13 protein-coding genes are annotated in these 21,150 nt (G+C 70.3%); 7 read left to right on the top strand and 6 right to left on the bottom strand.

Going from position 1 to position 21,150, the window contains the following annotated elements; translation table 11 throughout:
• Window positions 1–53 precede the first annotated feature (53 nt).
• From VGI12_04315 to VGI12_04305, 3 genes are all read right to left on the bottom strand, one after another.
• Entirely contained in the window at window positions 54–2,636 is a 2,583-nt protein-coding gene (locus tag VGI12_04315; GenBank protein HEY2431877.1) for a serine/threonine-protein kinase, read from the bottom strand.
• Between the two features lie 79 nt (window positions 2,637–2,715).
• Window positions 2,716–3,408, bottom strand: coding sequence for an HAD family hydrolase (locus VGI12_04310; protein ID HEY2431876.1), 693 nt, complete (start codon window positions 3,406–3,408; stop codon window positions 2,716–2,718).
• Window positions 3,409–3,440: 32 nt separating this feature from the next.
• Window positions 3,441–5,906: an ABC transporter permease gene (locus tag VGI12_04305; GenBank protein HEY2431875.1), complete on the bottom strand. Its 2,466-nt coding sequence runs from the start codon at window positions 5,904–5,906 to the stop codon at window positions 3,441–3,443.
• A 140-nt stretch (window positions 5,907–6,046) separates the two neighbouring features.
• Between VGI12_04305 and VGI12_04300 the strand changes: the two genes are divergently transcribed.
• The 3 genes from VGI12_04300 to hrpB are packed head-to-tail and all read left to right on the top strand — an operon-like array spanning window position 6,047 to window position 11,441.
• Window positions 6,047–6,412: a PadR family transcriptional regulator gene (locus VGI12_04300; GenBank protein HEY2431874.1), complete on the top strand. Its 366-nt coding sequence runs from the start codon at window positions 6,047–6,049 to the stop codon at window positions 6,410–6,412.
• Window positions 6,409–9,060, top strand: coding sequence for an ABC transporter permease (locus VGI12_04295; GenBank protein HEY2431873.1), 2,652 nt, complete (start codon window positions 6,409–6,411; stop codon window positions 9,058–9,060). The genes VGI12_04300 and VGI12_04295 overlap by 4 nt, the downstream gene beginning before the upstream one ends.
• A gap of 38 nt (window positions 9,061–9,098) precedes the next feature.
• Window positions 9,099–11,441, top strand: a complete 2,343-nt coding sequence (gene hrpB / locus VGI12_04290; protein HEY2431872.1) for an ATP-dependent helicase HrpB — start codon at window positions 9,099–9,101, stop codon at window positions 11,439–11,441.
• Between the two features lie 79 nt (window positions 11,442–11,520).
• Here the strand turns inward: hrpB and VGI12_04285 are convergent, their stop codons facing one another.
• Complete coding sequence (locus VGI12_04285; protein HEY2431871.1) at window positions 11,521–14,139, bottom strand: protein kinase; 2,619 nt, start codon at window positions 14,137–14,139, stop codon at window positions 11,521–11,523.
• A gap of 187 nt (window positions 14,140–14,326) precedes the next feature.
• On the opposite strand from VGI12_04285, the gene VGI12_04280 reads away from it, so the two are divergent.
• The 3 genes from VGI12_04280 to VGI12_04270 all read left to right on the top strand — a co-directional run bounded on the left by VGI12_04280 (window position 14,327) and on the right by VGI12_04270 (window position 17,417).
• Window positions 14,327–14,545 (top strand): hypothetical protein, encoded by a 219-nt coding sequence (locus VGI12_04280; protein ID HEY2431870.1) that lies wholly within the window; start codon window positions 14,327–14,329, stop codon window positions 14,543–14,545.
• A gap of 113 nt (window positions 14,546–14,658) precedes the next feature.
• A complete protein-coding gene (locus VGI12_04275) occupies window positions 14,659–15,411 on the top strand; it encodes an exodeoxyribonuclease III (protein HEY2431869.1) in 753 nt (250 codons plus the stop codon).
• A gap of 140 nt (window positions 15,412–15,551) precedes the next feature.
• A complete protein-coding gene (locus VGI12_04270) occupies window positions 15,552–17,417 on the top strand; it encodes a VWA domain-containing protein (GenBank protein ID HEY2431868.1) in 1,866 nt (621 codons plus the stop codon).
• Window positions 17,418–17,494: 77 nt separating this feature from the next.
• On the opposite strand, the gene pepT is transcribed toward VGI12_04270, so the two are convergent.
• A complete protein-coding gene (gene pepT, locus VGI12_04265; protein ID HEY2431867.1) occupies window positions 17,495–18,718 on the bottom strand; it encodes a peptidase T in 1,224 nt (407 codons plus the stop codon).
• Between the two features lie 41 nt (window positions 18,719–18,759).
• Between pepT and VGI12_04260 the strand changes: the two genes are divergently transcribed.
• Window positions 18,760–20,304 carry a benzoate-CoA ligase family protein gene (locus VGI12_04260; protein ID HEY2431866.1) on the top strand — a complete coding sequence of 515 codons (1,545 nt, stop codon included), beginning with the start codon at window positions 18,760–18,762 and terminating at the stop codon, window positions 20,302–20,304.
• Here the strand turns inward: VGI12_04260 and VGI12_04255 are convergent.
• Entirely contained in the window at window positions 20,288–21,148 is an 861-nt protein-coding gene (locus tag VGI12_04255) for a hypothetical protein (GenBank protein HEY2431865.1), read from the bottom strand. The genes VGI12_04260 and VGI12_04255 overlap by 17 nt on opposite strands.
• Between the last annotated feature and the right edge of the window lie 2 nt (window positions 21,149–21,150).

Genomic DNA, 21,150 nt, shown 5'->3' with positions numbered 1-21,150 from the left:
GCGCCGCGATACAACCGCCCTGGGACGAGCGCTGACGCGGGGTGCGCGGGCTGCTACTGCGCGGCGAGCTTTTTTCGCCACTCCGCCGCCTGGGACGGCTTGCCCCATGCGGTGTAGAGCTCGACGATGCGCTGGCCGGCGTCGGTCAGGCTGTCGCGGTGGTAGGCCGGAATCGACGCAATCTGTTCACGCATGTGCTCGTAGGCACCGACGATCAGCGGTTCGGCATCGTTGAACCGCCGTTGGCCCGCGAGCGCGCCGCCGAGCATGCTCTCCGCGTCGAACCGGCGCCACGATTTCGGCATCGTCTTCACGCGCCCCGTGACCGCCTCGCGGAGCACGTGCTCGGCGTCCACGTACTTGTGCGCCTCCAGGTACACTTGGCCCAGCGACACGAGCGCATTCAGCGTCCCCGGGTAAGTCGGCCCGGGCGACTCTCGCAGGCCGCTGACGGCGTCGCGCAGCATCACTTCCGCTTCGGCGTATCGCTCCTGCTCGACATAGAGATCCCCGAGGTTGACGCGGAGCATGTTGGCCTGCCGGCTGCGGTCGCCGCTCACGCGCCGGGCGATTGCGAGGCTCTCGGCGAGGAGACGCTCGGCTTCCGGCCGCTTTGCCGGATCGTCCTGGTTGATGAGATTCTGCGCGAGGTTCATGCGGGCCGTGCCGGTGCCGGCCTCGTCGGGGCCGGCCGTGCGGAGCTTGATCGCGAGCACTTCGCGGCGCATCGCTTCGGCTTCGGTGAATCGCCCCTGCTGGCCGAAGACCTGCGCCAGCCGGTCGAGCGTCAGGACCGTCGTCGGGTGCTCCGCGCCGCGCACGCGGCGATTGGTGGCGAGCGCTTCGGTCAGCAGCGGCTCGGCCTCCTTCCACGCGCCGCGCTCCAGATAGATCGCCGCGAGGTTGTTCAGCGACGTCAGCGTCACGCCGTCGTCGTTGCCGAGGACCTCGCGTTCGAGCCGGATGAGCCCGATTAAGGTCGCTTCCGCCCGATCGGGCTGACCCTCCAGGTACTGGTTCCACGCGACGTTGTTCATCGTGCGGATGGTGTCGGCGTCCTTCGGACCGACGCGGCGGGTGTAGATCTCCAGCAGTGCGGTGTAGCGGCGAAGCGCTTCGGCGGAGTTGCCGCCTCGCCCTTCCACCCACGCCAGCGTATCGAGCGCGCGTAGCGTTTCGGGGCCTTCGTCGCCGGCCACCCGGCGCGCGATCTCGAGCGACCGCTGAACCTGCGCGCGCGCCTGATCGATGAGTCCGAGGTCGCCGTAGGTGGCGCCGATCGTCTCGCGGATCGAGGATTCGACCAGCGGCTGCGCGGCAAACTTGCCTTCGATCCGCACCGCGGCACGGTCGAGCGCCGTCCGCACCTTGATGTCCGGATCCGGCCGGACGTCGGGCCCGGACTGGTTGTCGAGACTGGCCTGCGCCAGCACGTCGTTGCGGAGAAAGTCGCTGAGCGCCTCCGCGGCGGCCTGCGCGCGGCTGGCGCGATCGCGTTCGCGGGCCAGCCGTCGCGCCTGCACCGCCATCGTCACGCCGAAGCCGACGAGGAGCACGAGGACGACCGCCGCCGCCGCGACGCCGCCGCGATGCCGGCGGACGAACTTGCCGACCCGGTAGGTCGTGCTCGGCGGGCCGGCCAGCACCGGTTCGTCGTCGAGATGCCGCTGCAAATCGGCGGCGAGGTCCGATGCCGAGCCGTAGCGCCGCGTCCGATCCTTCTCCAGCGCCTTCATCGTGATCCAGTCGAGATCGCCTTTCAGCTCGCTGGCGAGCTTCGACGGCTCGACGTGGGTCGGCGGCCGGTTCGGCGCCGCGCCGGCGGCGGTGACGCGCGTGCTCGGCCGCGGCGGATCCACTTCGCGGATGGTGCGGCGGAGATCGTCGAGGCTCTTCTCGCGCAGCGTCTTCGAGTCGAACGGCATCGCGCCGGTGAGCAGCTCGTAGAGGATCGCGCCGAGCGAATAGACGTCGGTGCGCGTGTCGACGTCGAGCCCGCTCATCTCCGCCTGCTCCGGGCTCATGTACTCCGGCGTGCCGATGAACGTGCCGAGTTCGGTGTGCAGCGTCCGATCGGTCAGCGGCTGGGTCGTCGCCTTGGCGACGCCGAAGTCGATGATCTTCGGCACCGGCCGATCGTCCTGCAGCATGACGAGGACGTTCGACGGCTTCAGATCGCGGTGGATGACGCCTTTCTGGTGCGCGTGCTGGACGCCGTCGCAGACCTGGAGGAAGAGATCGATGCGCTCGCGGAGCGCCAGTTTGTGCTTCGCGCAGTACGCGGTGATCGATTCGCCGCGGACGTATTCCATGGCGAAGTAAGGACGTCCCTCGGCCGTCGCGCCGGCCTCGAAGACACGCGCGATCGCGGAATGGTCCATCAGCGCGAGCGCCTGGCGCTCCGCCTCGAACCGCGCCACCACCTGCGCGGTGTTCATCCCCGCCTTGATGATCTTGAGCGCGACCTTGCGCCGCACCGGCTTCGCCTGTTCGGCCAGCCAGACCTCGCCCATGCCCCCCTCGCCGATCGGCTCGAGGAGCCGATAGGGCCCGATCGCCTGCGCCGCGCGCGCAGCCGCGTCCGGGCCTCTCGTTTCGTCGGCGTCTGGCGCCGGCTGTCGGTCAGAGTCGGCCATGTTGGGAAGGAGTGAATACTACACGCATCCCCGACGCTGGCGCATGGCAGGCGACCGCGAGCGAGCCGCGCGGGCGAGTCTAGAATCGCCCCGCCGCGATCTGCGTCACCAGCTCCTCGAGTGACGACACTCTCGGGCAGTCGGCGTCCGGACGGAGGTTGGCTTCGTCCAGCAGCACGCCCCGCAGGCCGGCGTTTCTCGCGCCGACGACGTCCACGTGATAGAGGTCGCCGACGTGGATGGTCGCGTCCTTGCGCGCGCCGCTTCGTGCCAGCGCGATCTCGAAGAAGCGCGGATCCGGCTTCTCGACGCCTTCGTCCTGGGAGTCGAGGATGTCATCGAAGCGGGATGTGAGGCCGAGGCGTTCCATGTGCGCGAGGAGCGTGCCGTTGGCGTTCGACACGACCACCAGCCGCAGCCCTCGGGCGCGCAGCGCCTCCAGCGCGGGAACGACGTTGGCGGGGACGTACTCCCAGAGATTGCTGGCGCGATGGTACGCGTGCAGCTCGGCGAGAGCTGCCGCCGTCTTGTCCGAGCGCGGGATGCCGGCGTGCGCGAGCACGAGGTCGAAGAACAGCCAGCCGCGGCTGGCATCGGTCGTGCCGCCGATCACGCCCATGTCGTCGAGCTCGCGCCGCGCGGGGGGATCGGCGCGAACGAGCGCTTCGGGCGACACCGCGACCCCCTGTATGGCGAGCGCGTCGGAGACGCGCCACCAGTTCGGATACAGCAGGACGCCACCCGCGTCGAGAAACACCGTTTCCAAGGGCATGTGGTGAATATTCCACAAATCGCCGATGGCGTTTACTGATCCGTCAGGGCCACCAGCGGATCGATGCGCGCGGCGCGGCGCGCCGGCACCGCGCACGCCACGAAAGCGACGGCCGCCAGTACCGCGGCGACCATCGCGAGCACGGCCGGATCGAGCGGCTCCACGCCGTACAACTGGGTCGCCATGGCGCCGCGAATCGCGACCGCCCCCGCCAGACCGATCGCCACGCCGAGCGCGAGCAGCAGCAGCCCCTCCGACACGATCAACGTAAAGATGCGCCGGCCGTCGCTGCCGAGGGCCAGGCGGATACCGATCTCCTTCCGGCGCTGCGTCACCTGATAGGCGAGCACGCCGTAGATGCCGACCGCGGCCAGGAAGAGCGCGATCCCGCCGAACAGCGACGCGAGCAGCATCGGCGCGCGCCGGCTGACCAGCGACTCGTCGACGCGCTGCTGCATCGGCTTCACTGCGAAGAACGGCAGCTCGGGATCGATCTGCCGCACCTGCTCGCGGATGCCGGCGACCGCTCCCGACGGGTCGCCCGTCGTCCGCGCCGCGATCACCATGTAGCGCCGCACGTCCTGCGACGCCGGGAAATAGTAGGCGCCGACCGGCTCCTTCTCGGTCAGGCCGGTCAGCCGGATGTTGCCGACTACGCCGACGACGGTGAACCAGTGCGTCTTCGGTCCGGGACCAGCGGTGAGTGCCTGTGCCGATTCCGGCTTCCACATCCGCCGCCCGATCGGATCCTGTCCCTTCCAGAAGCGCGCCGCGAGCCGCGCGTCGACGATCACGACATTCGGCGCGTGATCGTCGTCGGACGCGGCGAAGTAGCGGCCACGCGTCAGCGGGATGTTCATCGCCTCGAAATAGCCGGGGGAGACCGACGCCTGGAACGGCGACACGAGCGATTCCCCCTGCGCCATCACGTAGCCCTCGGCGAGGATGACGCTGTCGCTCGTGTTGCCGGACAGGGGAATATTGCTGGTGATGCCCGCCGCCTGGACGCCCGGCAGGGCGCGGACGCGATCCAGCAGTCGGATCCAGAACGCACGTGTCTCGTCGTCTCCCTTGTAGCGCGCCGGCGGCGGATTCACCGTGCCGGTCAGGACGTGCGACGTCTCGAAGCCGGGCCGGACGGCGAGGACGCGCTGGAAGCTGGCGAACAGCAGTCCGGCGCCGATCAGCAGCATGAAGGCGAACGTGACCTGCACGGTGACCAGCACCCGGCGCACCAGACGCGCGCCTCTGCCCGCCGTGCCGGACCGCCCGTCTTCGCGGAACGCCTGGCTGAGATTCATGTGCCGCAGACTGAGGACGGGCACCAGGCCGATGAGGATGGTCAGCGCGGCGGCCAGCCCGAGCGTGAAGCCGACGACGGTGCCGTCGACGGCGACGGTGGTGCCCTGCGGCGTGGCGTCGAGGCTCAGCAGCGCCAGGGCCCGGACGCCGGCCCAGCCGAGTGCCAGGCCCGCCGCCGCGCCGGCCAGCGCCAGCAGCAGCGTCTCGGTCAGCAGCTGCCGGGCGATCCGCCCGAGGCCGGCGCCGAGCGCGTGGCGGGTCGCCAGCTCCTTCATCCGCGCGCTGGAGCGGACGAGCGTGAGGTTGGTGACGTTGACCGCGCCGACCAGCAGCACGAAGACGACGCCGCCCCAGAGCAGGTACAACGTGCTCCGCAGGTCGCGCACCAGAAAGCCCTGCAGCGGCACCACCATCGTATGGAAGCCGGCGTTGATCAGGATCTGTTTGAGCTGGGGAAAGCGATCGAGGTTGCGGGCGTTCAGCGCGTCGATCTGCTGTCGGGCCTGCTCGAGCGTCGCGCCGGGCTTCAGCCGGGCGATGTACGTCCAGTTGTTGCTGTGGCGCGACTCGTCCGATTTCTCGTCCGCGGTGAAGGCGACCGGGATCCAGATCTTGACGTCGGGTTCGAGGAAGCCGAAGCCGCGCGGCAGCACGCCGACGATCGTGTACGGCTGGCCGTTCAAGCGGAGCGTCTGGCCGAGCGCGGCGTCCTGGCCGGCGAACCACTGCTGCCACGCCGCGTAGGTCAGGACGACGCTGCTCGTCTTGCCGATCTCACCCTCGGCGTCGCTGAACGCGCGGCCGCGGACCGGCTGGACCTGCAGCATCCGGAGGAGCGAGGGCGTCGCCGCCATCGCGACGATGCGCTGCGCCTCGCCGTTGCCGCTGAGCGTCACGCCTCGGCTGTTGTAGAGCGCCTGCTCCTGGAAGACGTCGGTCTCGCGGAGGCGGTCGTAGTAATCGGGGACGCCGGTCGAGCCGTGGCCGTCGACGACGCCGGCGCCAGGGTACTCGTTGGACATGTGGACCAGCTGCTCCGCGTGCGGCACCGGCAGCGGCTGCAGCAGGACGGCATTGACCACGGCGAAAATCGCCGCGTTGGCGCCGATGCAGACCGCCAGCGTCGCCATCGCGGTGGCGGTGAAGCCACGGTCTTTCCAGAGCAGCCGGGCGGCGAAACGCAGATCCGTCAACATGCTCGACTTAGACGGCGTCCGCCGGCCCGGCGTTCAGCGTCGTCGGCCGCATCGGGAGGGTGAGACTGCCAGTCACACCCGGGCGCGGCGGTCACGGTCGCGGCGCTCCGCTTCTGTTGACTGCCAACATGAACTGCCGTATGCTCCTGTTGACATTCCACATGAGCAAGAAGACCGACGTCCTGCAGGGGACCCTCGACCTGATGGTGCTGAAGACGCTCGACACGATGGGGCCGCAGCACGGCTATGGCATCGCGCAGCGGCTGCTGCAGGTGTCGGAGCGGCTGCTGCAGCTCAACCAGGGCACCCTGTATCCGGCGCTGCTCCGTCTCGAGCAGCGCGGCTGGATCACGTCGAAGTGGGGCACCTCCGAGAACAACCGCAAGGCCCGTTTCTACAGCCTGACGCGTGCCGGACGCAAGCAGCTCCAGCGCGAAGCGGACGACTGGCAGCGCATGGCCGGCATCATCTCGCGCCTGCTCGGCGAGCCCGACGGCCAGCCATGACCGCGCGCGAACTCCTGGCGCGGATCGCCGGTGCCTTCGGGGCCGGCCGCCGCCGCGACGCGGACCTCCGCCGTGAGCTGGCCTTCCACGCGGCGATGCTCGAGACGCGGCACCGCGAAGGTGGACGGGACGCCGAGTCGGCGCGGCGCGCCGCGCGTCTCGAGCTCGGCGGCAGCGCCCAGATCGCCGAGGCGTGGCGCGACCAGCGCGGCCTCCCCGGCCTCGACACGCTGCGCCAGGACATCCGCGACGGCCTGCGCGCGCTGCGCCGGGCCCCCGGCTTCACCGTCGCGGCGCTGGCCACCCTGGCGATCGGGATCGGCGCCAATACCGCCATCTTCACGGTCGTCGACGCCGTGCTGCTGCGGCCACTGCCGTATGTCGAGCCGGATCGCCTCGTCACCGTCGGCGATCGCACGGCCGCGGGCTTCTCGTCGAACGTCGGATTCGCGACGGTCGCCGACTGGCGGCAGCGCAGCCGCTCGTTCGAGTCGCTCGCGCTGATGCGCGGGTGGGGACCGACGCTGGTGGTCGACGGCGAGGCGGAGCTGGTGCCCGCCGCCCGCGTCAGCTGGAATTACTTCGACATGCTCGGCGTCCGGCCGGCGCTCGGGCGCGGTTTCACCGCCGACGACGATCGGTCGGCGTCGTGGCAGGTGCTGCTCCTCAGCGACCGGCTCTGGCGCCGCCGCTTCAACGCCGATCCGGCCGTGGTCGGCCGCACGATCGTGATGAACGACCGCGCCTTCCGGATCGTTGGCGTCATGCCGGCGGCGTACGAGCCGCTCGCGGAGCAGCGCTACGAACGGCTGTCTGCGGAACTCTGGGCACCGCTCGGCTACGACCTGAGCGGCCCATCGTCGTGCCGCAGTTGTCAGCACCTGCGCGGCTTCGCACGGCTGAAGCCGAACACGACGGCGGCGGCGGCGGCGGAGGAGATGCAGGTGATTCGCGAGCAGATGCGGCGCGAGCATCCTGCCGACTACGAAACAGGGACGATCGCGGTCATTCCGCTGGCGCGGGCGCTCACCGGTCAGGTGCAGGCGGCGCTCTACGTGCTGCTCGGCGCCGTCGCGTTCGTGCTGCTCATCGCCTGCGCGAACGTGGCCAGCCTGCAGCTCGCGCGATCGGTGGCCCGCCGGCGCGAGCTGGCGCTGCGCGCGGCGTTGGGCGCCGGGCGCACGCGCATCGTCCGTCTGCTGCTCACCGAGAGCGTGCTGCTCAGCGCCGGCGGCGCGATCGCGGGCGTCGCGCTGGCCGCATCTGCCATCCATGGACTCGCGGCGCTCGCGCCGGTGTCGCTGCCCCGGCTCGACCACGTGAGCGTCGACGCACGCGTGCTCGCCTTCACGGCGCTGGTCGCCATGGCGACGGGGGTCGTCTTCGGTCTCGTGCCCGCGCTGCACGCCGGCAGGGCGGACCCGCGCGCGACGCTGGTGATCGATTCGCGCGGAAGCGTCGGTGTCCGATCGCGTGCGCGGTCGACGCTGGTGGTCGTCGATCTCGCGCTGGCGCTCGTGCTGCTGGCTGGCGCCGGCCTGATGCTGCGCACCGTCGACGCGTTGACCCGGGTGACGCCGGGATTCGACGCGCGCCAGCTGTTGTCGTTCCAGTTCTCGCTCGGCGGGAAAGCCTACGCGACCAACGAGCAGGTGGTCGCCTACGAGCAGCGGACGCTCGAGGCCCTCGCGGCGCTCCCGGGCGTCGAGCGCGTCGCGCTCGCCGGCCAGATTCCTTTCGGCGGCAACTACGACTGCTCGGCGCTGCACGTCAAGGGGCGGATGAAGCCCAATGCCGCCGACGATCCCTGCATCGAGCGGTATGGCGTCACGCCTGGCTATCTGCAGACGATGGGGATTCCGCTGCGCGGCGGCCGCGATTTCACCGGCGACGATCGCGCGGCCGCGCCGGCGGTGCTGATCGTCTCGGAATCGACCGCCCGCCTCATCTGGGGCCATGACAGCCCAATCGGCTCTCAGGTCCGCATCGGCAACGCCGAACGTGGTCCGTGGATCACCGTCGTCGGCGTGGCCGGCGACGTCAACCATGCCGATCTGACGGAGCCGCCGCGCGCCGCCATGTACAACCCGCAGGCGCAGCGCCCGGACGCGAGCGTTGCCGTGCTGAAGACGGCGACGGCCGATGCCACGGCGGTCGCGGCCGCCGCCCGCCGCGTCGTGCGCGATATCGATCCGTCCGTGCCGGTGTATCAAGTGGCGTCGCTCGCGTCGCTGATTGGGGAATCGGGGGCGCAGCGCAGGTTCGTGACGCGGCTGCTCGCCGGCTTCGCGGCGGTCGCCGTCCTGCTCGCGGCGCTCGGTCTCTACGGCGTCGTCTCGTACGGTGTGGCGCAGCGGACGAGGGAAGTCGGCGTCCGGATCGCGCTCGGCGCCCAGCGCGGCGACGTGTCGCGCCTGGTGCTGCGCAGCGGCGTGCCGCTCGTCGCCGCCGGCCTCGCGGCGGGGACCGCCGCCGCGCTCGTCACGACGCGCTACCTCGGTTCGCTCCTCTACGGTGTCAGCCCGGTCGATCCGGCGACGTTGCTGTCGTCGGCAGTGCTGCTCGCCGGCGTCGCACTCCTGGCGCACTGGATTCCGATGCGCCGCGCGCTGCGCATCGATCCCGTCCGCGCGCTGCAGGCCGACTAGCGATAGACGATTCGTGAAATGATCGCGGCGAGCTCTGCGTGAGTACGTCCGTGACCAGCCTGCCGATCGATCCCTACGTTCCCGGGATTCTCGCCGCCGTTCGCCGGCATCGCGCGCTCGTCCTGACCGCGGCGCCCGGTGCGGGAAAGACGACGAGAGTGCCGCCGGCGCTGGCGGAAGACGGGCCGGTTCTCGTGCTGCAGCCGCGGCGGGTGGCGGCGCGGGCGATGGCGCGGCGAATCGCCGACGAACGGGGATGGACGACTGGACGCGAGGTGGGCTGGCACGTCCGCTTCGAGCGCCGGTTCAGCGACGCCACCCGCGTGCTGCTCGCCACGGAAGGGATCCTCACCGCGCGGCTCCAGCAGGATCCGCTGCTCGCGGACTTCCGCACGATTGTGCTCGACGAGTTCCACGAGCGCAGCATCCACGCCGATCTCGGCCTGGCGCTGGCGCGGCAGGCGTGGCGCGCGCGCGACGACCTTCGGCTGGTCGTGATGTCGGCGACGCTCGATGCCGAGCCTGTTCGCGCCTTCCTCGACGGCTGTCCGCACGTCGACGTGCCTGGGCGCCTGCACCCGATCGACGTCGGCTACCGCCCCTCGGTGGCAGTCGCTGCCGCGGTTGCCGAGCTGACCGCGTCGGGCGGCGGCAGCGTGCTCTGTTTTCTTCCCGGCGCCGGCGAGATCGCGCGCGCGCTCGGGGAGGTGCGCCATGAGGTCGGCGGCGCCGTCGATGTACTGCCGCTGCACGGATCGCTGCCGGCTGACGAGCAGGATCGAGCCGTGGCCGAGCCGTCCGGCCGCCGAGTCATCCTCGCCACCAACATCGCCGAGACCTCGCTGACCGTTCCGGGCGTGACCGCGGTCGTCGACACCGGCCTGCACAAAGTCGCCCGCTACGACGAGGATCGCGGCATCGACTCGCTGTCGCTCGAACGCATCCCGGCGGATTCCGCAGCGCAGCGCGCCGGCCGGTCGGGACGGCTCGCGCCAGGACGCGTGCTGCGATTGTGGGACCGCGCCGACCGGCTGCGTCCGCACGGCGAGGCCGAGATCCACCGCGTCGATCTGACCGACGCGGCGCTCGACGTGCTCGCCTGGGGCGGCGATCCGCGGACGTTCGAGTGGTTCGATCCGCCGGCGGCGCAGCGCGTCGATGCGGCGCTCGCGCTGCTGCGGTCGCTCGGCGCGATCCGCGACGGCAGGGTCACGCCGCTGGGCGAACGCCTGAAGCGGCTGCCGCTCCACCCGCGCTTGGGGCGCATGCTGATCGAGGCCGGCGGCGCCCGCTCCGTCGCGCTCGCCTGCGCGCTGCTCTCCGATCGCCACGCACCCCTGCGGCACCCGCCGACGACGACGAGCGATCTGCTGTCGGCCGTGGACGACGAGCGCGCGCTGCCGCCGCGCGTGCGCGAGATCGCCGCGCGGCTGGCCACCGACCACGACACCGCGACGCGCGGAGGTCAGCCGCTCGGCGACGAGGCGTTCCGCAGAGCCATCTTCAGCGGCTATCCCGATCGCGTGGCGCGGCGGCGGGCAACCGCGTCGCCGCGGTTTCTGCTGGCGTCGGGGCACGGCGCGGTGCTGGGGCGGGAGAGCGGCGTCCGCGACGCCGAGTTCGTCGTGGCGGTTGACGTGCAGGCGGGCCGTCGCGGCGAGAATGCCGAAGCGACGATCCGCATCGCCAGCGCCGTCGAGCGCGACTGGCTCGAGACGACGCGCGAGGTGGTGCACGAATTCGACGCGTCGGCCGGACGCGTCCGCGCGATCGAACGCGAATGCTGCGGCGCCATCGTTGTCGGCGAGCGCCCGGTCGCCGTCGATCCGGTGCGCGCCGCGCGGCTGATCGCGGAGGCATACCGCGAACGCGGCTGGCGGGAGCAGGACGCGCAGCTCCTGCGACGGCTCCGCTTCGCCGAGCTCGACGTGGATCAGGACGAGCTGCTCGACAGGGCGGCGGCCGGCGTCTCGTCGCTCGACGCCGTCGACCTGCGCGCCGCGCTCGCGGCCCTCCCGGGAAGCGCCGGTCCGCTGGTGCGCGATCTGGATCGCCTCGCGCCCGCGGCGCTGCCGGTGCCGAGCGGCCGCAGCGCCGCGCTTCGCTACGGCGAAGACGGCAGTGTCGTCGCCGCGGTGAAGCTGCAGGAGCTGTTCGGGCTCGCCGAGTCGCCGTGGCTCGGGCCGCGCCGCGTCCCCGTCACGTTCGAGCTGCTGGCGCCGAACGGACGGCCGGTGCAGACAACGCGGGATTTGCGAAGCTTCTGGAATACGACCTACCAGGACGTGCGGAAGGAGCTGCGCGGGCGCTATCCACGGCATCCGTGGCCCGAAGATCCGTGGACGGCGCCGCCGACCGCGCGGGCGAAGCCGCGGCGGTAAGGGAGCGAAGAAGCGCCGGCGACGCGGCTCCGCGAGGCGACCCTTGGAGTGCGCTGGAGGACGGCCCCCGGACAGGACGCTACCAGTTCACGATCACGTTCAACTGCCGCGGGATCGACGTCGGATCACGCTGAATCATGAGAAACCGTTTGCCGTCTGGCGACACGCTGTAGCTGTGAAAGCGGTGGTTGAACAGCATCGTCGACCGGTCGAACAGTCGCCGCGGCGCGCCGGCGGAACCGTCCGCCTGCATTGGCACGGCCATCAACGCGTCGCCCGACACGTAGAAGAGCTCTCTGCCGTCGGGCGACCATGTCGGAAGGATGCCACCTCCGCTCGAGATCGCGACGCGCTGGCCGCCGCCAGGATAGGACTGCACGTAGATTTCGTTCTGCCCGGACTCGTCGGACACGTAGGCGAGCCACCGCGGGCCACCGGCAGGCCCCGGCGAGAATTGCCCGCCCATTTCGTTGTACGGCGTGATGCGCAGCGGCGAGCTCTTGCCGTCGGGCGACAGAATCCAGAGATCGCGTCCCGTGTCGGGCGCGATTTCGGTGTAGAGCAGCGTCCCGTCCGCCAGGGTCGCCAACGGGAACTGGTCGCGCGGGCGCTTCAGCAGCGCCTCCGCGGGCCGTGATCCGTCGGCCGGTTGTGTGTAGATGTCCCAGTCGCCGCCGCGATTCGATGCGAACACGATCCGGGTGCCGTCAGCGCGCCACAGGGGCATGATGTTACTGCCGCTGCCGCTCGTCAGGCGGCTGCGGGTGCCGCGCTGCAGATCGTGAATCCACAAGTCGAGGTCGTGCCGGACGACGGCGTGGATCCCGTCCGGCGAGATCACCGCCTCGCGATACTCGTCCAGCCCGGCGCCGACCGCCTCGACCCTTCCTTGGCGATCGACCCAAACCAGCGACGTTTTCGTCGGGTTGCCAGGGGCGTAGACGGCCGTGCCGGTTTCCGAGATCGCGAGCCAGGGACGGCTCTCGGTTTCGACGTCGAAGTTCACGTTGTCGAGCAGCGACGTTTCGATGCTCGTGGGGGCCTGACGCGCGGTGTCGAACGGCGCGGCCCTGACGCCGGATGACCCGTCGACCACCAGGAGCCGCCCTCTCGAGGCGTCGTTCGCCTGAAACACCGCGGCCCCGAAACCGGCGTTAGGGAGGACCAGATCCGAGCGGCCCGTATCGAGCGACAGTACCGCGGCGCCCTGTCCCTGTCCCCAGACCGTGAACAACACGCGTTTTCCACCCGGCAGCCCCTGCGGGAAGACGTGCGCGTAGCCCTGTGCCGCGCCGTCGGGCCTGGTCAGCGCCTCCGCCTTGCCGCCGCCCGCAGGAATGCGCAGCAACCCGGAGCCCAGCGACGTGGTGTAGATGATCGTGCCGTCCTCATTCCACGTTCCCCCGAACGGGTAGGGGGCTTCGGCGAGGTGAACCGGTGCGCCGCCCGCGACCTCGGCTTTCTGCAGCTGTCCCTGCGCGAAGAACGCGATCCACTTGCCGTCCGGCGAGAAAAACGGTTGCCGCGCGCCGCTCGCGCCGGCGACGATGCGGGGCTCGAACGATCCGAGATCGCGCAGATAGAGCTGCGCGTCACCGGTGCCCTGCTGGGTGACGTAGGCGATGGTGCGGCCGTCGCGCGTGATCGCCGGGTACGACGTGACTTCCTGCCCCGGCGGAAGTGACAGGGTGAAACGGATGGTGGTTTTCGGCGGTAGCGCCGGCTGCTTCCACCATCCGACGAAGGCGGCAAGTGCCAGCGACACGATCGCGACGGCGGCCAGCGCCCGGCTCAGCGGCTGCCGCGCCGGCCCGTCCGGCGGCGGCGGCGCGATCGTGTCGGACAGCGCCAGCCGTGCGTCGCCGATGTCGCGCAGGCGCTGCTTCGGATCGCGCGCCAGGCAGTCACGAATCAGCGCGCGAACCGGCGACGGGATCTGGCCGGGGAGCGATGCGAGGGGCACATCGCGCGTCAGCACAGCGGCCAGTGTTTCCGAGACGTCTTCGCCGTCGAAAAGGCGAGTGCCCGTCAGCATCTCGTAGAGCACGACGCCGAACGCCCAGATATCCGCGCGCTTGTCGACCGCGCGGCCGCGCGCCTGCTCGGGTGCCATATACGCGGCCGTGCCGAGGATCACGCCCATCTGCGTGGCCCGCGCCGTGAGCGTCGGCGAGTGCATTGCGTCGGCCGCCGCGCTCGTTCCTTCGGGCCCGAGCGCTTTGGCGAGACCGAAGTCGAGGACCTTCACCGTCCCGTCGGCGCGGACCTTGATGTTCTGGGGCTTCAGATCGCGGTGGACGATCCCCTGCTCATGCGCGGCCTCCAGCGCCTCGGCGATTTGGCGCGCGATCGGCACCGCCTCAGTCAGTGGAAGCGCGCCGCGGCCGATCACCGCGGACAGATCCTCGCCCTCGACGAGTTCCATGATCAGCGCGACGTGGCTTCCCGTCGCCTTCCGATCCAGGATCCCGTAAATGGCGGCGATGTTGGGATGATTGAGGGCGGCCAGCACTTCGGCTTCGCGCTGGAACCGAGCCAGGCGCTCGGCGTCATCGGCGACCGACGCCGGCAGGACTTTGATCGCGACAGACCGTTTCAGGTTCGTGTCGGTGGCCTTGTAGACCTCGCCCATGCCCCCCGCACCCAGGGCGCACACGATTTCGTACGAGCCGAGGCGGACGCCGGAAGTCAGGGCCAAGGGTGGCGTGATTATACGGATAAGCGAGCTCAGCAAAACTGCTTGTGCGGCGGTCCTTTATCGCGAGTCCGACGCGGTCATCGCGCGCGACAGCGCACGGGATGTCGTGGCAGCGGTGCGGCCGCATGTGGCCGACGCGTTGGACTGATTAAACCAGCTTCCCGGACCCGGGGTCTAAGAGCCCAGGATGCGGATTCTGCGCGGGCTGACCAGCCGGATACTCCCTTGCGGGTGCGCCGCCGGCGTGTACGAGACGTACGACGGTATTGTCGTCACCCTGATCGACGAGCGGCAGACCGCCTGTGCGGAACCGTCGCACCTGGAAGGGGAGGCCATCCCCGAGGGTGCGGGCGTCGGGCAGAATTCTGAGACAAACCCTTCGCGCGACCGCCATACCGGGTCCTGACCGGCCGCCGCGCAGCCGCTGATCGCGTCCCGATCCTCCCTTCCAGGACCCAGCCGCGGTCCCGCTCGCCAGCCGCCCAGGTCAGGTTCTGTCACAGGTTCTACAATCAAGTCGTGCTCAAGGTCTGCACCTGGAACGTCAACGGCATCCGCGCCCGTCAGGCGCAGCTCCAGGACTTCATCGAGCGCGAACAGCCCTCCGTCTTCTGCCTGCAGGAAATTAAGGCGGCCCCCGACCAGCTCCCGGTATGGCTCTGCGAGATCGAGGGGTACTGGTGCTACTGGCACGGCACGAAAGGGTATTCAGGTGTGGCGCTGCACGTAAGCAAGTCGCTGGCGGCCGAGCGTCCGGTGTTTGCCCATCCCGCCTTCGACTACGAGAGCCGGATCGTCACCGCGGAGGTGAACGGGATCCTGTTCGCTTCGATCTACGTACCCAACGGCGGCAAGGACTACCCGGCGAAGCTGCGGTTTCTCGAATCGCTGCAGCGGTTCACAGGGGACCTGCACGCGGCGGGGAAGCCGGCCGTGCTCTGCGGCGACCTGAACATCGCGCGCACTGACATGGACGTCCATCCGAAGGAGCGGAAACCTCGCGCCATCGGCCAGCTTCCCGAAGAGCGCGCGTTGCTCGAACGCATCATCGGCAACGGGCTCGTCGACATCAGCCGCGCGCTCGAGCCAGCAAACGACCAGCTGTTCAGCTGGTGGGCGCCGTGGCGGCAGATGCGCGAGCGGAACATCGGCTGGCGCCTCGACTACGTGCTGGCGAGCCAGCCGCTCTTCGAGACGGTGCAGTCCTGCGTCATCCAGCGCGAGTTCGGCACGAGCGATCACGGACCGGTGATGGCCACGTTCGGCGCGTAGACCGAGGCTGGAGAATGGGGGACGGAACCGCGGCTGAGCGTGACCGGGCTCCCGCCGCCGTCACTGAATCGCCGTCAGGAACGGCGTATGATGGCAGTTCCGGTTCGCGTCGCCTGTCAAACATCCGGGATATCGAACCCATGCGCAAACCGTTGCTGGCGTTGGCCGCCGCGTTGGTGGCCGCCGCGGCGCTCTCCGCACAGCAGGCACCGCCGACCGCCCCGCCTCCCACTCAGACACCCGCGACGGGTCAACCGCAGGGTTCGCAGCCGTCCCCGCCGCAGGGTCAGCGCCCGCCGGTGTTCCGCGGCGGCACCGAGAGCGTCCGCGTCGACGTCACCGTCACCGATCGCAAAGGCAATCCGGTTACCGATCTGAGCAGGGACGATTTCGAGGTCCGCGAAGACGGCGTCCAGCAGACGGTCGACACGATCAAAATGATTCACGCGACCGGCGAGGCGCCCGACGACGACGTGTCGCTCGCGATTCGATCGCCTGAACACGCGGCGGTCGAAGCGGCGCGCGACGATATCCGCGTCTTCGTCATCTTCTGGGACGAGTACCATATCGGGCAGTTCGTTCCGGCGATCCGGGGCCGCGAAGTGCTCGGCGACTTCGTGCAGAGCGCGTTCGGGCCGACCGATCTGGTGGCGCTGATGGACCAGCTGACGCCCACCGACGCCATCCGCCTGACACGCGACCGGCGCGCGCTCGCCGAGCAGACGCGCAAGCTCCAGGGGCGCCTCAACGTCTACATGCCGGTCCGCAGCGGCGTCGAGGAAGCGCAGATGTATCAGATGCGCGACATCGAGCGGCTGCGCTCGCAGGTCACCACCAGCGCGCTCGAGTCGACGATTGCGTATCTCGGACAGCTCAAGGAGGGACGCAAGGCGATCATCTTCGTCTCGCAGACGATCGGACGCGTCGGCGACGGCCCCGGCGACAACTACACCTGGCTCGATGGCGCGATCCGTCTCGCCAACGCCAACAACACCACCATCTACACCCTCGATCCGCGCGGCCTCGACATGACCAACCGCGTCTCGGACATCCTGCTCGCGCTCGCGGAGAACACGGGCGGCCGGCAGTTCTCGGGCAACGCGCCGGCCGCCGCGCTCCGCACGGTCGTCAAGGAGGCGAGTGCCTTCTACCTGGTGGGCTACCGCTCCGAGAAGAACCCGACCGACGGCAAATTCCACAAGATTGCCGTGCACGTGAAGCGCCCGGGTGTGGAGGTGAAGGCGCGCACCGGCTACTACGCGCCGTCGGCCGTCGACATGGAGGCGGCCAAGCGCAAGGCAGCGGAAAACACCGCGCCGCCGGAAATCGAGAAGGCGCTCTCGACGCTGGTCGATGCGCCGCATCTGCCGTCTGCCGGAGACTTCTGGGCGGGCGCCAGCGTCGGAGACGACGGCACGCCGCGGATCACGGCGATCTGGACGCCGCGCGAGGGCTCAGCCGCGTCGGGTGTCCTGCTGCACGCGACGGCGGCCGACGGCCGCGTCCTTTTCGACGGGCCGATGACCGCCGGGCCGGTCAGCTTTGCGGCGGCGCCCGGGACGATTCACCTGCGGCAGACGCTGAACGACACGCCGAGTTCCACAGCCGGCCGCCAGGACACCACGATTGACGTGCCGGACTTCTCCGCCCTGCCGCTCTCGATCGCGACGCCGATCCTCTACCGCGCGCGGACGCCGCTTGAGCTGCGCGCGATCCAGGCCGCTGTGCCGACGCCGTTTGCGGGCCGCCAGTTCGAACGCACGGACCGGATCATCGTCCGCTTCGACGTCCTCGGCGCGGCAGCGTCCGACGCGACCGTCACCGTCGCCCTGCTCAGCCGTCTTGGCGCGAAGCTGGCGACCATGCCGCTGCGCAAGACCGCGACCGGCCCGTACGAGGTCGACCTGCCGATCGCGTCGGTCGGCCGCGGCGACTACGTCTTCGAATTCGCGGCGTCGCATGGGGCGGACCAGGTCAAGGCGCTGCTGTCCTTCCGGGTCAACTAAGAACACGAAGGAGGGCGAAGGAGGGAAGGAGCGCGGGGTGATTCGGGATGCGGCGCGCGGAGTAACGATTCGGCGGGTTACACCGCCCAGACTTGCGCCAGCTCGATAACGACGGCGACAGCCGCTTCGAGATCCTGGCGCGACGTCCACTCGAGGCGGGAATGGAAGTTGTGCTCACCGGCAAACAGGTTCGGCGTCGGCAGTCCCATGAATGACAGCCGCGAGCCGTCGGTGCCGCCGCGGATCGGATTTTCGATCGGCGTGAATCCGGCGCGCCGGATCGCAGCGCGGGCGCGCTGGACCACTTCGGGACGCGTGTCGAGGACTTCCCGCATGTTGCGGTACTGCTCAGTGACGTCGAAGCCGACCTGGGTGCCGGTCTCGGCCGCGACCGCGCCCGCCAGCGACCGGACGAGCGCCTCCTGATCGCGCAGCCGCGCCGTGGCGTGATCGCGCAGCAGCACGCGCACCGAGGTGCGGTCGACCGACGCCTCCATCTGGTACGGATGCACGAAGCCGTCGTAGCCGGCGGTGCTCTCCGGCGACAGCCGCTCGCGCGGCAGGCGGTCGACGAAGCGGGACGCGGCCCGGATCGCGTTCACCATCTTTCCCTTCGCATAGCCCGGGTGCGTGTTGAAGCCTGTAAAGGTGACGCGCATGACGTCGGCCGAGAAGCTCTCGAACTCCAGCTCACCGACGTTGCCGCCGTCGAGCGTGTAGCCGCAGTGCGCGCCGAAGCGTGCCACGTCGAACCGGTCGGCGCCGCGGCCGATCTCCTCGTCCGGGGTGAAGGCCACGCGGATCCGCCCGTGCCGCAGATCCGGGCGCGACATCAGCTGCGCCGCCGCCTCGACGATGACCGCGACGCCGGCCTTGTCGTCGGCACCGAGGAGCGTCCGCCCCGACGCGGTGACGATGTCGTGTCCGATTTGACGCGCCAGGTCCGGCTGCTCTGAGGCACGCAACACGGCCGACGGATCGTCGGGCAGCACGATATCGCGGCCGTCCCAGCGCTCGTGGAGGATCGGCGTCACCCCGTCGCCCGGCATTTCGGGCGACGTGTCGACGTGGGCGACGAGCCCGATGACCGGTGCCTCGTCGACGCCAGGTGTCGCCGGAACCGTCGCCATCAGATACCCGTTGGCGTCGAGATCGACTTCGGCGAGTCCAAGCTCCCGCAGCTCGTCGCGGAGGAGCCGCTGCAGCGTCATCTGGCCCGGCGTCGACGGGCAGGTTGTCGATCGATCATCGGCACGGGTATCGACCCGCACGTAACGGAGAAAACGTTCGAGCACCGCCATCACGGCCTCCCCAATCTGGTTTACCTTATCGCGGGGACCGCATGGCCGCCATCACTACTGCCGCCGACTTCGGCGTGCCGGCGGGGTTCAACGCCGCGGCGCACTTCGTCGACCGTCACCTCGACGCCGGCCGCGGCGGCAAGGTCGCCATCGAGTGCGGCGACGAGCACGTCACTTACGCCGCGCTCGCCGAGCGCGTGAACCGGTGCGGGAGCGCCTTGCGCGAGTCGCTGGAAGTGCGGCCGGAAGAGCGGGTCGTCCTGCTGATGCTCGATACGCCGGCGTTCCTCGTGGCCTTCTTCGGTGCCATCAAGATCGGCGCCGTCCCGGTGCCGCTCAACACCCTGTGGAAGCCGGCCGACTACCGGCACGTCCTCGCCGACTCGCGCGCGCGCGTCGCCATCGTCAGCGAGGAGCTGCTGCCGAAACTCGAGGCGATCGACCGCCGCGACCTGCCGGCGCTGCGGCACGTCGTGACCGCCGGGCGCGGGCTCGACACGCTCCTGTCGACGGGATCGCCGCGGCTCGACGCCGAGTCGACCAGCCGGGACGCACCGGCCTTCTGGCTGTATTCGTCTGGCAGCACGGGCGCGCCGAAGGGCTGCGTGCACCTGCAGCACGACATGGTGGTGTGCGCGGAGCTCTTCGCCAGGGGCGTACTGCAGCTCGACGAGCACGATCGCTGCTTCAGCGTCGCGAAGCTGTTCTTCGCCTATGGGCTCGGCAACGCCGGGTACTTTCCGCTGGCGGTCGGCGCGACCAGCATCCTGATGCCGGGTCCGCCGACCGCCGCGGCTGTCCTTGCGGCGATCGACCGGCATCGGCCGACGGTGTTCTTTTCGGTCCCGACGGGCTTCGCGATGCTGCTGGCGCAGCCCGGCGGGTTCGATCTGCATTCGATACGCTGCGCCGTCTCCGCCGGGGAGGCGCTGCCGGCCCCCCTCTACGAACGATTCCGGCAGCGCTTCGGCGTCGACATCCTCGACGGGCTCGGCTCGACCGAGGCGCTGCACATCTTTACGTCGAACCGGCCCGGCGCGATCCGGCCGGGATCGAGCGGGCTGATCGTGCCCGGCTACGCCGCGGCGATTCTCGACGAGCGCGAGCGGCCCGTGCCCGCCGGCGAGATCGGCGATCTGTGGGTGAGCGGCGACTCGATCTGCGCCGGTTACTGGAATCAGCACGAGAAGACGAAAGCCACGATTCACGGCGACTGGATCCGCACCGGCGATCGGTACCGGCAGGACGCTGATGGGTACTTCTGGCCGGCCGGCCGCAGCGACGACATGCTGAAGGTGGGTGGGCAGTGGGTGAGCCCGATCGACGTGGAAACCGCGCTGCTCTCGCACGCCGCCGTGCTCGAGTGCGCGGTGATCGGCCGCGACGACAGCGACGGGCTCGCCAAGCCGGCGGCGTTCGTCGTCCTGCGCCCGGGCGTCGCCGGCTCCGCCGCGCTCGCCGTCGAGCTGCAGCAGTTCGTCCGCGCGACGCTGCCCGAGTACAAGCGCCCGCGATGGGTGGAGTTCCTGTCCGAGCTGCCGCGCACGCCGACCGGCAAGCTCCAGCGGTTCAGGCTCCGCGGATGACGCCGCCGAGCGGGTCGGGTCCATCGCCCGGCCCGTGCAGGATGCGCAGATCGCTCCGGCGGATCGCTTCGAGCGTGCTGCCGCCGCCATCGCACTCCGTCTCCAGCACGTCGAGGCAGGCCCGCAGATGCCGGAGAGTCGCCGCGAGACCGTGGCCCTGATAGGCCGTCCACGCACCGAATAGGCGCGCCGCGAGCCAGCGTCCGACGGCGGCCTCGTCCCGGGAGATCGCCGGACCGCGGTCCGGCGGCGACGCGCGGGGCAGCTGGTCGAATGAGGCGTGCACGGCGTCGAGGAGCGCGCCGGCCCCCGGCGTCCACGCGGTGATCCGCTGCGTGACGGCGTCGACTGCGGTGAGGGCGGCGCGCGGGCTGCCATTGCCGTCCGCCAGCGCTGCGACGGCACGCGCCTCCCACGCGGCGTAGCTGTCGAGATCCATCAACACACCGGGCCGGAGGAGGGGCGGCCACTCGGCGCGGGCATCGAGGCCGTCGAGCTCGCCGACGTCGGCCAGCGCCGGTGGGGCCTCGACGATCGCCGCGCCGCCGCCGTCGAAGAGTAGCGACGCAGCGGTTGGGCAGAAGTGCGACAGCGACACGAACGTGCCGCGCGCATCGTGCAGGACGATCCGCGGAAACATGCGGCAGGTGAGCGGCAGCGCGCGCAGGCCGCCGGCGCGATGCAGCGAACACCGCTGCGCCTCGGCGTCGTGGAACGTACACCCGCCCGGCGCGTCGCGCGCCGCCACCGTGCCGTCCTCGAACGGAATTGGCCAGCCGGCGCGGCAGCAGGCACCGGCATGGCGGCAGCGGTAGGCGGCGTGGAAATCCAGGCACCAGACCATGG

The organism is Vicinamibacterales bacterium (assembly GCA_036496585.1).
Lineage (GTDB): Bacteria > Acidobacteriota > Vicinamibacteria > Vicinamibacterales > 2-12-FULL-66-21 > JAICSD01.
Note: the sequence above shows the minus strand (reverse complement) of the source record. Positions and strands in the feature narration are given on the sequence as shown.

Bases quoted from the DNA above. Each gene is read 5' to 3' on its own strand.
- VGI12_04315 (HEY2431877.1), bottom strand. From the start codon at position 2,636: ATGGCCGACTCTGACCGACAGCCGGCGCCAGACGCCGACGAAACGAGA.
- VGI12_04310 (HEY2431876.1), bottom strand. From the start codon at position 3,408: ATGCCCTTGGAAACGGTGTTTCTCGACGCGGGTGGCGTCCTGCTGTAT.
- VGI12_04305 (HEY2431875.1), bottom strand. From the start codon at position 5,906: ATGTTGACGGATCTGCGTTTCGCCGCCCGGCTGCTCTGGAAAGACCGT.
- VGI12_04300 (HEY2431874.1), top strand. From the start codon at position 6,047: ATGCTCCTGTTGACATTCCACATGAGCAAGAAGACCGACGTCCTGCAG.
- VGI12_04295 (HEY2431873.1), top strand. From the start codon at position 6,409: ATGACCGCGCGCGAACTCCTGGCGCGGATCGCCGGTGCCTTCGGGGCC.
- VGI12_04280 (HEY2431870.1), top strand. From the start codon at position 14,327: ATGCGGATTCTGCGCGGGCTGACCAGCCGGATACTCCCTTGCGGGTGC.
- VGI12_04270 (HEY2431868.1), top strand. From the start codon at position 15,552: ATGCGCAAACCGTTGCTGGCGTTGGCCGCCGCGTTGGTGGCCGCCGCG.
- pepT (HEY2431867.1), bottom strand. From the start codon at position 18,718: ATGGCGGTGCTCGAACGTTTTCTCCGTTACGTGCGGGTCGATACCCGT.
- VGI12_04260 (HEY2431866.1), top strand. From the start codon at position 18,760: ATGGCCGCCATCACTACTGCCGCCGACTTCGGCGTGCCGGCGGGGTTC.
- VGI12_04255 (HEY2431865.1), bottom strand. From the start codon at position 21,148: ATGGTCTGGTGCCTGGATTTCCACGCCGCCTACCGCTGCCGCCATGCC.